The organism is Methylophilus sp. DW102 (genome assembly GCF_037076555.1).
GTDB lineage: Bacteria > Pseudomonadota > Gammaproteobacteria > Burkholderiales > Methylophilaceae > Methylophilus > Methylophilus glucosoxydans.
On the sequence record NZ_AP029023.1, the window covers coordinates 1,875,047 to 1,888,931 of the forward strand.

At 52.8% G+C, this 13,885-nt stretch carries 12 protein-coding genes; 2 read left to right on the top strand and 10 right to left on the bottom strand.

Annotated elements, in window-relative coordinates; genetic code table 11:
- Positions 1–7: 7 nt before the first annotated feature.
- The 5 genes from hrpA to hemN all read right to left on the bottom strand — a co-directional run bounded on the left by hrpA (position 8) and on the right by hemN (position 8,484).
- A complete protein-coding gene (hrpA, locus tag AACH41_RS08680) occupies positions 8–4,000 on the bottom strand; it encodes an ATP-dependent RNA helicase HrpA (protein ID WP_338657591.1) in 3,993 nt (1,330 codons plus the stop codon).
- A gap of 965 nt (positions 4,001–4,965) precedes the next feature.
- Positions 4,966–5,385 carry a hypothetical protein gene (locus AACH41_RS08685; RefSeq protein ID WP_275355607.1) on the bottom strand — a complete coding sequence of 140 codons (420 nt, stop codon included), beginning with the start codon at positions 5,383–5,385 and terminating at the stop codon, positions 4,966–4,968.
- Between the two features lie 22 nt (positions 5,386–5,407).
- Positions 5,408–6,250: a DNA ligase gene (locus AACH41_RS08690; protein ID WP_338654499.1), complete on the bottom strand. Its 843-nt coding sequence runs from the start codon at positions 6,248–6,250 to the stop codon at positions 5,408–5,410.
- 122 nt (positions 6,251–6,372) lie between these two features.
- On the bottom strand, positions 6,373–7,089 hold the full coding sequence (locus AACH41_RS08695) for a sulfite exporter TauE/SafE family protein (RefSeq protein ID WP_338654501.1): 717 nt from the start codon (positions 7,087–7,089) through the stop codon (positions 6,373–6,375).
- Positions 7,090–7,098: 9 nt separating this feature from the next.
- Positions 7,099–8,484: an oxygen-independent coproporphyrinogen III oxidase gene (gene hemN, locus AACH41_RS08700; protein ID WP_338657592.1), complete on the bottom strand. Its 1,386-nt coding sequence runs from the start codon at positions 8,482–8,484 to the stop codon at positions 7,099–7,101.
- Positions 8,485–8,721: 237 nt separating this feature from the next.
- Between hemN and fnr the strand changes: the two genes are divergently transcribed.
- Both fnr and AACH41_RS08710 read left to right on the top strand, forming a co-directional pair.
- Positions 8,722–9,441: a fumarate/nitrate reduction transcriptional regulator Fnr gene (fnr, locus tag AACH41_RS08705; protein ID WP_338657593.1), complete on the top strand. Its 720-nt coding sequence runs from the start codon at positions 8,722–8,724 to the stop codon at positions 9,439–9,441.
- 30 nt (positions 9,442–9,471) lie between these two features.
- Positions 9,472–10,326, top strand: coding sequence for a hypothetical protein (locus AACH41_RS08710; RefSeq protein ID WP_338654502.1), 855 nt, complete (start codon positions 9,472–9,474; stop codon positions 10,324–10,326).
- 79 nt (positions 10,327–10,405) lie between these two features.
- Here AACH41_RS08710 and AACH41_RS08715 read toward each other — a convergent pair whose 3' ends face one another.
- From AACH41_RS08715 to ccoO, 5 genes are all read right to left on the bottom strand, one after another.
- Positions 10,406–10,627 (bottom strand): FixH family protein, encoded by a 222-nt coding sequence (locus AACH41_RS08715; protein ID WP_228518788.1) that lies wholly within the window; start codon positions 10,625–10,627, stop codon positions 10,406–10,408.
- A 92-nt stretch (positions 10,628–10,719) separates the two neighbouring features.
- Positions 10,720–12,165: a cytochrome c oxidase accessory protein CcoG gene (gene ccoG, locus AACH41_RS08720; RefSeq protein ID WP_338654504.1), complete on the bottom strand. Its 1,446-nt coding sequence runs from the start codon at positions 12,163–12,165 to the stop codon at positions 10,720–10,722.
- Positions 12,166–12,182: 17 nt separating this feature from the next.
- The gene (ccoP, locus tag AACH41_RS08725) at positions 12,183–13,079 is read right to left on the bottom strand and encodes a cytochrome-c oxidase, cbb3-type subunit III (protein WP_338654506.1); all 897 of its coding nucleotides are present in this window, start codon (positions 13,077–13,079) and stop codon (positions 12,183–12,185) included.
- A gap of 30 nt (positions 13,080–13,109) precedes the next feature.
- A complete protein-coding gene (locus AACH41_RS08730; RefSeq protein ID WP_194747960.1) occupies positions 13,110–13,247 on the bottom strand; it encodes a cbb3-type cytochrome c oxidase subunit 3 in 138 nt (45 codons plus the stop codon).
- Between the two features lie 11 nt (positions 13,248–13,258).
- Positions 13,259–13,885, bottom strand: coding sequence for a cytochrome-c oxidase, cbb3-type subunit II (gene ccoO, locus AACH41_RS08735; RefSeq protein ID WP_194747962.1), 627 nt, complete (start codon positions 13,883–13,885; stop codon positions 13,259–13,261).

Below are 13,885 nucleotides of genomic sequence, written 5' to 3' on the forward strand. Positions count from 1 at the left end.
CGCGATACTATTGCATTTCTTGCCAGAGTTTTTCAAGACGTTTGATTGAGACAGGATAAGGCGTCCTTAATTCCTGCGCAAATAATGATACACGCAACTCCTGTAATTGCCACGCAAAGTCTTGTAACTGGATGGTTACAGGCAGATGCGCCTTGCGCAATTGCTCAATTTTTTGCTGCCAGCGCTGCTCCAGTTGTACCAGCGCCTGCGCATGGCGGCCATCACGCTCTATGCTGGTCGGATATTTGTCTATGCGCAGCTTGATCGCCTTGAGATAACGCGGCAAGTGCGGCAATTGCTCCCACGGGGTCTGGCTAAAAAAACCGGGATACAACAAACCCTGTAATTGTTGCTCGCACTCGCGTTTTATTTTCTGCGTCACCGGCGTCATTTTCTGTAACTGGGCAACCAGCACCTGATACTCATTGGCAATCAGTTGCGCCTGCCGGGTCAGCGCCTCGGTCACCGCTGGCAAGCGGGTCCGCGCCCGTGTTTTCAGTTGCATAAACTCGGCATTGCTGCGCGGCAAGTCGTCCTCGGCAATAAAGGCGCGGTCAGCAATACATTGCAGCATGTCTTCACGCAACTGGTCAGGATTCATGATGGCGCGCAACAGCAAGGCATACTGGTTAAAGCCTGGCAGGCCTTTTTCCAGTTGTTTGACCTGCTCCTTGAGCTCAAAACGCATCAGGCGGCAGACGCCTTTACGGTGAGCGGCCAAGGCAGCTTCTGGCGTATCAAACAGTTTGATGGCCACGCTGTCACCATTGTCTTCCAGGCCCGGATAGCCGGTCAGTTGGCGGCCATCTTTGCTAAAGGTAAGGGTGGCTGGCAAGTCGCCAAAATCCCACTGCTTGAGTCCGGATTTTTCAATGCCGGGCGAGCCGGTTCTAAACGTCAGTTGGGCGGCCGAACCCAGTTGTTTTTTGAGCTGGTTCCAGTCGCGGCCCATGCCTAACTCACGGCCTTTTTCGTCAATCACGCTAAAGTTCATGCGGTGATGCGGTTCCAGGCCCGCCAGGTCAAACTCTTCCGGCTTGAGCTTAAGCCCGGTTTTTTGCTGTATAAACTCAGCCAGAGCGGGCAATAATGGCTGCGCAGTCTGCTTGGATTCGAGGAAGCCGGTCACGAACTCCGGCACCGGGACACAGACGCGGCGCAGGGTTTTGGGCAAGGCTTTAATCAGTGCCGTCACCTTGTCACGTACCATGCCCGGCACCAGCCATTCAGTGACGGTGGCATCAAGCTGATTGAGCAAGGCCAGCGGTATCGTCGCCGTCACCCCATCCAGCACATGCCCGGGTTCAAAGCGGTATTTAAGTGGCACGACTTCGCCGTCTACCACCATGGTCTCGGGAAACTGTATCTCGGTAATGGCACTGGCGCCATGGCGCATCAGCGATTCGCGCGTCAGGTACAACACCTTGGGATTGGCTTTTTCAGCGTCCTGCCGCCACTTTTCAAACGCAGCGCCATTATAGACACGGTAAGAGTCTGCAATCGGCGGCACCACCTGGTCATAAAACACAAACAACTGGTGTTCGTCGACCAGCACGTCCTGACGTCTGGCTTTATGCTCCAAAGCCTCCACTTCGGCGATCAGGCGGCGGTTGGCTTCAAAAAACGGGGCCCGCGTGTCAAATTCCATATTGGCCAGGGCTTCACGGATAAAAATTTCACGCGCTTCGGTCGGCGCAATCGGCCCATAATGTACGCGGCGTTTGGGCACAATGGTCAGCCCGTACAAGCTCACGCGCTCCCAGGCCACCACTTGCGCGGTTTTGCGGTCCCAGCGCGGGTCGCTGTAATGGCTTTGTGTAATGCCACGGCCGCCGCCTTCATGCGCAATTGGTTCTATCCAGTCCGGATCAATTTTTGCAACGCAACGGGCATACAGCTTGGTGGTGTCGACTAACTCGGCGGCCATCACCCACTTGGGGCGGTTTTTCTTGAGCACCGAACCTGGTGCAACGGTAAAGCGGATCCCGCGCGCGCCGGCATAGGTCTCGCTATCGCCATCTTTAAAGCCGATATTGCCAAGCAAGCCGGACAGTAACGCACGATGGATTTGCACATAATTCGCTTCTTGCTGATTAGGCTTGATATCAAGCTCATCCACCATTTCCAGCAACTGCGCATGCAACTCACGCCATTCCTTCAGCCGTAAAAACGAGAGAAAATTCTGGTGGCACTGATTGAGCAAATCACGGTTGGACTTTTTGCTTTTGAGCGCCTGCTCATACCAGTCCCACAACTTGAGATAACTCATAAAGTCAGAGTCATCCGCCTTGAATTTGGCATGCGCATTGTCGGCGGCCTCGCGTTTATCCATGGGCCGCTCCCGCGGATCCTGAATGCTGAGTACGCTGGCAATGATCAGAATCTCGCGAACGCAGCCTTCTTTTTTTGCGGTCAGAATCATGCGCGCCACACGCGGATCCAGCGGCAAGCGCGCCATCTGCCGACCCAGCTCGGTGATCTCACGACGCTCGGTCACCGCCCCCAGCTCTTGCAGCAACTGATAGCCATCGCTGATCAGGCGTGAAGAAGGCGCCTCAATAAACGGGAATTCACCGACATCCCCCAGCCGTAAATCCGCCATGCGCAAAATCACGCTGGCCAGTGAGCTACGCAGAATCTCGGGATCGGTAAACGCCGGACGCTGGTTAAAATCATCCTCGCCGTACAAACGCACGCAAATGCCGTTAGACACACGGCCGCAGCGCCCTGCCCGCTGCTTGGCTGCCGCTTGCGAGATTTTTTCAATCTGCAATTGCTCAACCTTGGCACGTGGGCTATAGCGGTTGACTCGGGCCAGTCCGGTATCAATCACATACTTGATGCCAGGCACGGTTAGCGAGGTTTCCGCCACGTTGGTCGCCAGCACAATGCGGCGCTGGCCGCTGGGCCGGAAAATCTTTTGCTGGTCTTCTATACTCAAGCGCGCGAATAGCGGCAAAATCTCAATAGACTTCAGCTTGGGCGAGCGGCCCTGGTATTTACGCAGATGCTCGGCGGTATCACGGATTTCACGCTCACCCGGCAAAAACACCAGAATATCGCCATCCCCCAGACGCAACAAATCCTCGGCGGTATCGAGGATGGCATCTTCCATGACTTCCTCTTCGTCATCCTCTTCCAGCCAGCGCGTCTCGGTACGCGGCGGCTTGCGCTTGATGCCCATCAGGTCCTGCGCAAAACGGTCTATATCATCCAACCCATCATCAATCGGCACTTCCACGGCCACCATAGTGGTCTTGTTGCCCAAGGGCCGGTAACGAATTTCCACCGGATAAGTCCGGCCAGACACTTCAATCACTGGCGCGCCATCAAAGTGGTTCGAGAAGCGGTCTGCATCAATCGTCGCCGAGGTGACGATGATTTTCAAATCTGGCCGCTTGGGGAGTAACTGTTTGAGATAGCCCAACAGAAAATCAATATTCAGGCTGCGCTCGTGCGCCTCGTCGATAATGATGGTGTCATAGCCGTTAAGGAATTTATCGCTCTGCGTCTCCGCCAGCAAAATGCCGTCCGTCATCAACTTGACGTAACTGCGCTCGGACAATTTGTCATTAAAGCGCACCTTGTAACCAACCACCTCACCGAGCGGACTTTGCAGCTCCTGCGCAATCCGCGACGCCACCGAGCGCGCCGCAATCCGGCGTGGCTGCGTATGTCCAATCAAGCCACTCACCCCACGACCGAGCTCGAGGCAGATTTTAGGTAATTGTGTGGTCTTACCCGAACCGGTTTCACCACAAACGATCACCACCTGATGCTTGGCAATCGCCGCCGCAATCTCATCCTTTTTGCCACTCACTGGCAACTCTGGCGGGTAATCAGGCTGGGGCAATGCCGCCTGACGCGCCTGCAACCGCTGCTGGGAAGCCTGTACCTTGTGTGCAAGTTCCACCAGCGCTTTATCCACGGGTTTATTTTGTTTTAAAGCATCGCGTAGCTGCTGCAAACGACGTTTGAGCGGAAAGCGATCAGCCAGCATGCACTGGGGGAGTTGTTTTTCGAGTTGGCTGATGAGTTGGATGGGAGAGACGGCAGTCATAGGGGTGAGATTTTATCATGGCATGCTAATTGGCATGCAGCCTAGCTGCTTACATATAACTTAAGTTTCTCTAGTTTAATGTATGTTTTTTCGCCTTAATGGCGAGTTACTTTTTTTGCTTGCCCCAAAAAAGTAACCAAAAAGAGGGCACCCAGCCATCCCGGCCTTCGGCTGCCTTGCGTTGTTGGCTACGGCCGCTACGCTTAACATCGCTACGCGAGTTAGCCTACGCCGTAACAGACTGCTTAGCAGTCTTAGTTATCAACAAAGTAAGCGGTCACGAAACTCGCCCTAGCAGCTTGCCCACCCCGCAAGCTGCCGCGGAGCTCAGACAGTCGCTCCCTTCTTCCTTACTTTGTTTCCGCTACTCAGCGTGATGGGATGGGATTTGTCTCGCCAAACTACGAGCGTAGAAGTTTGGACCGTTCAAAAAAATAACTCTTTTATTTATTTCACTGATCGCTGCGCCCATCAGGTGTTCGGGGTCCCCATCTGCCGCGCCGAGTAGCGCAGGCAAAATAAGATGAAGCGAGCGGCTGTCCGAATCCCGCGGTGGCCTGCGTTTTGTGCAGGCCGCTAGGATGAGTTCTGCGAGCGCTTATGCCTAAGTCCGGTAAAGCAACGGACGAAAGTCCTAAACCGAGCAACGCAGGAAACAAGCGGAAGTTGGGGTGCACTTTCTTTTGGTTACTTTATCTTTGTGCAAGCAAAGAAAAGTAACTCGCCTACAGGCGAAACAGAACATCACATACAACACACACCAATCCGCGTGGGCATTCATGCCCACCCTACAACTTCTACTTTTCACCTAAGATTGAACGGGATGCAGGGCAAAGAAATTAACTCGCCGACAGAGGAAAATGACCTATCCAACATTCATAAACCTCTAATTAAAATGCTAAAAATTACTTCCTCACGCACTCCTCGACTCCCGTATTGCCACCTTTAAACCCAGGCTCAAAATAAAACTTCCTAAAACTCAACTGCCCCTTGGCATTCTTCTTAAACTCGGCAATCCCGGTTCCATAATCATGCGTCTTGCCGCCATATTCGCCATTTTCCATCGGCAAGGCAAAATGCATCGCCGCATGCATGCCGTGCACAGCAGCGTGGCCTTTATAGGTGCCATAGTCCGGCACAGCCAGTTCAAAATCATAGCTGGCATCCGCGCCTTTACTATGCTCCGGGCGCAATTTCATGGTAACTGTGCCGGTGTATTTGCCTTCATGCGCGTCATCGCCGGTGCAGCTGTAAACACCACTTAAATCCAGCGCATAGGCGTTGATTGCAACAAAAACGCCGACCAATCCAAGCATCCATTTCATTGTGTGATCCTTTCTGTGTCAATTATTCCGGTGGCCGTACCCGCACAAAGCGCGCAAATTTGGGTTTGCCGTTTTTGGTGAGATCGCGGTAGGTATAGGTCACCTGGCTGCCGATCGGCGGCGGGTTTGCGCGATCGCTATCTTTAAAGCCGGTGCCTAGTTTAAAACGTATCCCTTGCGCGGTTTCGACCAATAACGCGCCCATTTTACCTTGGTATCTACCTTTCCCGGGCACGTAGGCGATGACTTTGGCTTCGGCATCCAGCTGTGGCTTGAGTTTGCGTAGCACATGGCTACGGCCGGTCAGATAAGGTGCATCGGCTTGATGCAACATGAGGCCCTCGCCTTTGCGGGCCACCACCCAGTCCAGCGTGCGTTTGAGGGCAGCGGCATCTGCCACGCGAAACTGTTTGATGGCTTTGAGATACGGGCTCTGCTGACGTTTAACCAGTTGCTCGATGTGTTGGGCACGTTGAGCGAAAGTGCCTGGGGCCATTGGCAGTTCAAACACATAATAGGCCACATGCCGCCACTCCGCTTCATCTGGCTGCGCGCGGCGCACGGTGGCAGAGAGTCGTTCAAATTGTGCGCGGGCGATCCACAGTTCACCATCCAGGGGCTGTTGGGGGAATTTTTGCACAAACCAGGCCGGCGCGTGGATGGGATGGCCCTGCCGACTGATCAGTTGTTTGCCATCCCACACGGCGCGTATGCCGTCTAGCTTTTCGCTGACCAAGTAGTCGTTGACAGCGATGCCTTCGTGGTAAACCTGTGCCAGCAGGATTTCTGGTACCTGCGCATAGGCTGGCATGCCAGACTGACTGATCAGCCACAGTAAAAAACAGATGCGCATCCATATCATCATCACCGCCCCAATTGTTAATTTAATTTAACAATCGTAAGTTAGCGGAATTTAACTAGGTAGGCAATATGCGGATGGCGAAAACGAGCATCCCGGAGGCTGCTTGTGCAAACAATCAGACAAGGCTATAACAACTGGCACCACAGTTTGTCGTGATGCATGACGTCCATCCACAGCGCCACCAGGCTGAGGGCGACCAGCAAGCCGCCACTCAGGCGCATGCCTGCCGCTTCACTGAACCAGCGCGGCAGGCTTTGCTGGCCCGCGCGCCAGAAAAAGGGGGCCAAGGCGAGGATGGTGGCGGAACCGGTCGCGAAGGCAATCATGACCAGTGCGCCTTGCAGCCATTGCGACTGGAGGGAGGCCAGCATCACCGCCGAGTACAGCAAGCCGCAAGGTAGCAAGGCCCAGACGATGCCGGTCACAAAATAGCCCGACCTGGCATGCCTGGTATGTTGCTTGATCCATGCCCAGACCAATTGTGCCCGCTGCACCGCCCATTGTGGCTGTCGGCCGAGGATAAGCAGCAACACGCCCCAGGCGAAGATCAGCGTATGCGAGAACGTCCACAATGGTTGAAACAGATGGCTCTGATTGGATAACCAGGCCAAACCGCGCAAGGTTTCGGCAGCAATCGCGCCGAGCAAGCCATAGCCGAGCATACGGCCCAGGTAAAAACTCCAGGGGATGGTCTGTACGACACGCAGAGGGATGGAACGCGGGGGACTGGAAAGAGTCGGCGGCGTTTGCATGGCGCCGCAAGCAGCGCCACACATCAGCACACAGTGCGGGCCGCCTGCCAGCCCCATGACAAAAGCAGTCAAGAGTAAACTGGCTAACATGCCAGCAGTTTAAAGGATTTTGGAAAACCTTGCACGGTTGGCATCGTGCTGCAAATAGCGGTCAAACACAATGGCAATGGCGCGCACAAAATACCAGCCCATTTCGGTGACTTTGAGGCCATCGTCTTCGAGTACGACCAGGCCTTGTTTCTCTTTCTCGGCCAATTGCGCAATTTCTGCCTGAAAATATTGCTTGAAATTGACCATGTAAGACAGCTCAATGGATTCGTAACTCAGTTCACCATGGCACATGACCGCCATGATCACGGCACGGCGGATCAGGTCATCGCGGCTTAATGCCAGCCCTCGCACGATAGGTAACTGGCCTTGGTCAAGAAAGTCATAATACTCTTCGAGGGTTTTGGCATTCTGGCTGTAGGTAGCACCGATCTTGCCAATCGCGGAGACACCCAAAGCCAGGATATCCTGATCAGCCATGGTGCTGTAACCCTGAAAGTTGCGGTGCAACCTGCCCTGTTGCTTGGCAATCGCCAGCGGGTCATCAGGCAAGGCAAAATGATCCATGCCGATGAACACATAGCCTGCCAGCATCAGCTGCTGAATCGCTTCTGACAGCATTTGGATTTTATCTACGGCATGCGGCAAGTCTGCTTGCAAAATCCGGCGTTGCGGCTTGAAACGTGACGGCAAATGCGCGTAGCCATACAGCGCGATACGGTCTGGCCGCAATTGAATGATCTGGGCAATGGTCTGGCGGAAGGTCGCCGGGGTTTGTTTGGGCAAGCCGTAAATCAAGTCGGTATTGATAGAGGCAAACCCCAGGTCGCGCGCATGTTGCATCAGGCTTTCAACCTGCGCATAAGACTGCACCCGGTGCACAGCCTGCTGCACCTCGGCATCAAAGTCTTGCACGCCAAAACTCAGGCGGTTAAAGCCCAGCTCGCGCAAGTGTTGCAAGCGTTGCTGATTGACGGTACGTGGATCAATTTCAATCGAGTATTCACCGTCTTTGGCAAAGGCAAACGCCTGCTTGAACATCTGCATGAGTTGGGTCAACTCGGCATCATTGAGAAACGTCGGCGTGCCCCCGCCCAGATGCAACTGGTTGACGGTTTGCTTTTTGGCAAACTTGTCCAAGTGCAAATCAAGCTCGCGTTGCAGGTAGTTGAGGTAAACCGCGCCTTGCTCATAGCGCTTGGTGACTATCTTGTTGCATGCGCAATAAAAACACAGCGAGGCACAAAACGGGATATGCACATACAACGAGAGCGGCTGCGTCCAGTTGCTGATATTGCGCTGCTCGGCCGCCTTGAGATAAGCAGCGGCGTCAAACGCCTCAACAAAGCGGTCTGCTGTCGGATAAGAGGTATAACGAGGCCCGGAGACGTCATAGCGCTCAATATGCTCTTGAGTAATCAGCAACGGGGAGTTCATGGTTTCTGGCAAATTCTTTCCTATCAGTATCCCGAAACTGGACTTTACGGGTTCATCTGGCGTTACTGTGCCATAAACCAATGCAGGGCTTTTTGACACATGTCAAATGCAGCTTGCGTCGCCTGCTGCATAATGCGCCTAAATACAAAAGGAAGAGGTCACACCATGTTCAATGAAATCGCAACCGAAGAGGCGTATAATTTGCCGCATGTTCAACGTCAGTCAAGGACGCCCTCCATGCAAGCAGAATCCAGTTTCAAGGTTGCCTGCTCCAATTGTAACTTGCGTGAACTGTGCCTGCCGGTAGGCTTGAGCACAGATGAAATGACTAAACTGGATGGCATGGTTGCCACCCGTAAAAAGATCAAGCAAGGCGGTCACTTGTATAGCAGTGGCGATGCCTTCACCACGCTTTATGCGATCCGCACTGGTTTTTTCAAGACCTGCGTCGTCTCGGAAGATGGCCGTGAACAAGTCACCGGCTTTCAGATGGCTGGTGAAATCATGGGCTTGGATGGCATTGTCAGTGACAAGCACAACTGTAACGCCATTGCCCTCGAAGACGCCGAAGTCTGTGTCATGCCCTTCAATCATGTCGAAGACCTGTCGCGTGAGATTCCCGTCTTGCAACGCCATGTGCACAAAATCATGAGCCGCGAGATCGTGCGCGAAAACGGCGTCATGATGTTGTTGGCTAATATGCGCGCCGAAGAACGCCTGGCGGCGTTTCTGCTCAACTTGCTGCAACGCCTGCATGCACGCGGCTACTCCAAAAGCGAATTGATTTTACGCATGACGCGTGAAGAAATCGGCAGCTACCTGGGCATGAAACTGGAAACAGTCAGCCGCACTTTCTCCAAATTTAGTGAAGAAGGCATTATCGAGGTCAAGCAAAAGAATATCCGTATTCTGGACCACGAAAAGCTTAAAACCATCTTCAACGCCAGCACCTGCTAGGCGGTTGCTGACGTCTGTAAGCGCTGAGGGATGCCACTGCCTTCGTCTCTATTTGAGGCCTTACAGCGCATGGCCGCGCAACAAGCCTGGCAATATGTTTATCCCGTGTGGTCCCGCCGTGCGCAGGGCCTTTCCATCGGCATCAACCTGCACCCGAATCAATGCTGCAACTGGCATTGCATTTATTGCCAGGTGCCTGGGCTGCATCGCGGCACCTCCCCTGTCATTGACTTGGACCAACTGCAACAAGAATTAAACGCCTGCCTGCACTGGCTAAGCCAGCACTTGCACTCAGCAAAGCGTGTATTGTCGGAAGATGTGCAGGATATTGCCTTTGCCGGAGACGGTGAACCAACCACCTCGCCGCAATTTCCTGAAGCCTTGGCACTGGTTGAGCGATTGTTGAGCCAGAGCGCGCAAACAGACCGTCCGCCGCGGGTCAGGCTCATTACCAATGGCAGCCAAATGCATCTGATCACGACACAGCAAGCCTTAAAGGTAATGCAACAGATGGGGGGAGAAGTCTGGTTTAAGCTGGATGCAGGCAACGATGCGGAAATGCTGGCAGTGAATGATGCGCGTTTGCCACTTAGCCTGCACCTGCAACGGCTGCAGACTTGCAGCATGGCTTGCCGGACCTGGGTGCAAACCGCTGTGATGCAGCGACGTATCGCGGACCAACTGGTCACCACCCCCGCATTGGCCGGCTATGTGCAGGCGTTGCTACCACTTAAAGAGAACATTGAAGGCATTTTGTTGTATGGCATCGCCAGACCTAGCCAGCAAGACATGCTGGCCAGCATTCAAGCACCAGACATCCGGCTGTTACAGCAGTATGCTGATGCTTTGCGCACGCAGGGCTTCAACGTGCGCCTATTTGCCTAAACGCTGATCCCCTACCCGAAATGTTCGCGCCTGAATCAGGGCTTAGACGCGCGTCAGCGCTGAGAAACAGGCAGACAGTTTACTGTTCAGCAGGTTTCAGGCCGGTCTGCGCATGGTTACGCGCCTGGATGGCGGGCGCCATGGCATCTGTCTGGCCATCTTGCGCTTGTGCATCCAGCGTCTTGTTGATTTCTATGCCCTTGCGGTAGTAATCATCAATCGCTGGATCAGGATGCGTAATCGCCAGATACAAGGTGATGAATGAAGCCACAATCACGGCAGAAGGGCCGCCTATAATCATCCAGACATAAGGGTTGTGATACCATTTTTTCTGGTCAACCGCTTTAGCGGCCGGTTTCTGCTGTGCTTGGTGTTGTGACAATCTTTGCTCCATTAGTTGCTCGGCACAATAAAGACCGACTTTTCTTTGACCGCTTCGCTGGTTTGTAAATCCGTCATTTCGAAAAAGATTTTATGCGAACCAGCTCTGGTGACCCCATCAGGCAACTCTAGCTCAATCACCACATTGCGTGTCTCAAACGGCCGCAAGCCTTTGAAGTCCTGGCTATTCTCGTCAGCAAAATGCACCACCAAGCCTTCGAGCCCCGTGACCTTCAATGCGTAGTCATGCACGGCTTCGGTATCATTTTCAAGCTTGAGGTTATACACGTTCTCAATCATGCCTTCATCAGTGTAGCGAGACATGACGGCACGATCACGTAACACATCCAGCCTGAAATCAGGCTTGAAGTAGAGACTGACCACCATACCGATGGTGAGCGCCAACAAAATCGTTGTATAAATAATCACGCGTGGGCGTAGCAAACGTTGCAGCATTTGCTGACGGCTCCAACGGTTGGTGATGCCGTTCTGCGTGGAGTATTTGATCAAGCCCTTGGCATAGCCCATTTTGTCCATTACATCGTCGCACGCATCAATACAGGCACCGCAACCAATACACTCGTACTGCAAGCCTTTACGGATATCAATTCCGGTCGGACACACTTGCACACAGATACTGCAATCAATGCAACTGCCCAGGCCATTGGCATTCTCGCCAGCTTTTTTAGAGCGTGCACCACGCGGTTCACCGCGTGCCTCGTCATAGGTCACAATCATAGTGTCATCATCAAACATGGCACTCTGAAAGCGGGCATAAGGGCACATATATTTACAGACTTGCTCACGCATATAGCCTGCATTGCCATAGGTGGCAAAGCCGTAAAAGCAAATCCAGAACGTTTCCCAGCCACCCAATTGCCAGTTCACAATGTTGGGCACCAGCTCGCGGATGGAGGAGAAATAACCGACAAACGTCACGCCTGTCCACAAGCCAAAGGCGATCCAGGCAAACTGCTTGAGCGATTTGCGCGTGAGCTTGTTCAGATTCCATTTGCTATCATCGAGGCGCATACGTGCGATACGATCGCCTTCGATTTTATTTTCCATCCACATGTAAATCTCGGTATACACCGTTTGCGGACAGGTGTAGCCACACCACAAGCGACCGGCAATGGCCGTAAACAGAAACAGCGACAGCGCAGACACAATCAGCAAAAACGACAGATAGATCAAGTCCTGCGGATGAAAAATCAGGCCGAAGATATAAAAGCGTTTGGCATCAAGGTCAAACAGCATGGCCTGACGACCATCCCATTGTAACCAGGGTACGCCATAAAAAAACAGTTGCGTAGCCCACACCATGACCCAGCGCCAGTTATTGAACAGACCGGAGACGCTACGGGCATAGATCTTATCTGCGGATTTATAAAGTGACAAAACCACCTCCTGTTCAGGGATGGTGGTTTTGTTCACAGCGTTTTGTTTAATATCGCTCATGAGTTATCTGCATTCGCCTATTTGTTGGAAAGACCCCAAACATAAGCAGTCAGCAGATGAATTTGCTCTGGGCTGAATTTTTCTTTCCAGGCTGGCATCACGTTGTTTTTACCTTCATGAATACGCTTGATAATCGCGGCTTCACCTTGACCATGCAACCAGATGTTGTCTGTCAGGTTAGGTGCACCAATCGCCTGATTGCCCTTACCTTCTGGGCCATGGCAAGCAGCACACACCACAAATTTGTCTTTACCGGCATTGGCACGACCAGAGTCATGAATACTGCCAGACAAGCTCAATACGTAGTTGGCGACGTTTTTCACATCTTCTTCAGAACCAACAGCAGCAGCCATAGGAGGCATGATGCCATTACGACCATTGTTGATAGTCAGCTTGATCGTATCAGGTGAACCACCATACAACCAGTCATTGTCGGTCAGGTTAGGAAAGCCACGGCTCCCTTTGGCGTCAGAACCATGACAAGCAGCACAGTTGTTCAAGAAAATACGCTTACCGATGTCGCGGGCTTCAGGAATTTTGGCCACTTCTTCTACCGGCATGGCTGCATATTTGGCATACAGCGGGGCGATCTTGGCATTGTTCTTTGCCACTTCAGCTTCGTACTGCTTGACTTCCGACCAGCCGAACTTGCCATTGTAAGTCCCCAAGCCTGGAAACAGGTACAGATAGGTCAGGCCAAAAATTACGGTAATGATAAATAACCCTACCCACCACATTGGCAGCGGATTGTTCATCTCCTTGATGCCATCCCATTCGTGACCATTGGTGTTATCGCTATCCAAAGGCACTTTGACGCGGCTTGCAAAAATCAGCAACCCGACACAGAAAGCAATCCCGCCCAAGGTAATGGTCGAAATCCAGATCGGCCAAAAACCATTTACAAAATCATTCATGATGTTTTCCTTAACCTTTCCGCGCAGTGTTTAGTCTTGGTCGAACGGCAGATTTTGCGCGTCCTTGAATTGCGCGGAGTTGCGATTGCGCCATGCCCAAATCAAAATTGCCACAAACAGGACGAAACTCAGTACTGTAAAAAATATGCGTAGTATGTTGATATCCATGGCGCGTCTCCTTATTTCAGGTGTGTACCCAACACTTGCAGGTAAGCCACCAGTGCGTCCTGCTCGGTTTTGCCTTTGATTTCATCCCCAGCAGCCTTGATCTGCGCGTCGGTGTAAGGCACGCCCACTTTACGCAGCGCAGCCATATGGTCACCAATGGTTTTGTCGTCAACCAGGTTTTCTTCCAACCATGGATAGGCTGGCATGATGGACTCAGGCACGACATCACGTGGGTTGTGCAGGTGCACACGGTGCCAGTCATCACTGTACTTGCCCCCTACACGGTGCAAGTCAGGACCCGTACGCTTACTGCCCCACTGGAACGGGTGATCATAAACATACTCACCAGCAACCGAGTAATGACCATAACGCAGCGTTTCAGCGTGGAAAGGACGAATCATCTGTGAGTGGCAGTTGTAGCAACCTTCACGCAGATAAATGTCACGGCCAGCCAGTTGCAACGCGTTGTAAGGCTCCAGACCACGGATAGGCTCGGTGGTTGACTTCTGGAAGAACAAAGGCACGATTTCGACCAGACCACCAAACGAGATCGTGATGAAGGTCAGCACGATCAGCAGGAAGTTGCTGGTTTCAATCTTTTCGTGAAAATTGCCACTATTGTTTTGATGCGTAGCCAT

Bases quoted from the DNA above. Each gene is read 5' to 3' on its own strand.
- hrpA (WP_338657591.1), bottom strand. From the start codon at position 4,000: ATGCTGGCTGATCGCTTTCCGCTCAAACGTCGTTTGCAGCAGCTACGC.
- AACH41_RS08685 (WP_275355607.1), bottom strand. From the start codon at position 5,385: ATGAAATGGATGCTTGGATTGGTCGGCGTTTTTGTTGCAATCAACGCC.
- AACH41_RS08690 (WP_338654499.1), bottom strand. From the start codon at position 6,250: ATGATGATATGGATGCGCATCTGTTTTTTACTGTGGCTGATCAGTCAG.
- AACH41_RS08695 (WP_338654501.1), bottom strand. From the start codon at position 7,089: ATGTTAGCCAGTTTACTCTTGACTGCTTTTGTCATGGGGCTGGCAGGC.
- hemN (WP_338657592.1), bottom strand. From the start codon at position 8,484: ATGAACTCCCCGTTGCTGATTACTCAAGAGCATATTGAGCGCTATGAC.
- fnr (WP_338657593.1), top strand. From the start codon at position 8,722: ATGCAAGCAGAATCCAGTTTCAAGGTTGCCTGCTCCAATTGTAACTTG.
- AACH41_RS08710 (WP_338654502.1), top strand. From the start codon at position 9,472: ATGCCACTGCCTTCGTCTCTATTTGAGGCCTTACAGCGCATGGCCGCG.
- AACH41_RS08715 (WP_228518788.1), bottom strand. From the start codon at position 10,627: ATGATTATAGGCGGCCCTTCTGCCGTGATTGTGGCTTCATTCATCACC.
- ccoG (WP_338654504.1), bottom strand. From the start codon at position 12,165: ATGAGCGATATTAAACAAAACGCTGTGAACAAAACCACCATCCCTGAA.
- ccoP (WP_338654506.1), bottom strand. From the start codon at position 13,079: ATGAATGATTTTGTAAATGGTTTTTGGCCGATCTGGATTTCGACCATT.
- AACH41_RS08730 (WP_194747960.1), bottom strand. From the start codon at position 13,247: ATGGATATCAACATACTACGCATATTTTTTACAGTACTGAGTTTCGTC.
- ccoO (WP_194747962.1), bottom strand. From the start codon at position 13,885: ATGGCTACGCATCAAAACAATAGTGGCAATTTTCACGAAAAGATTGAA.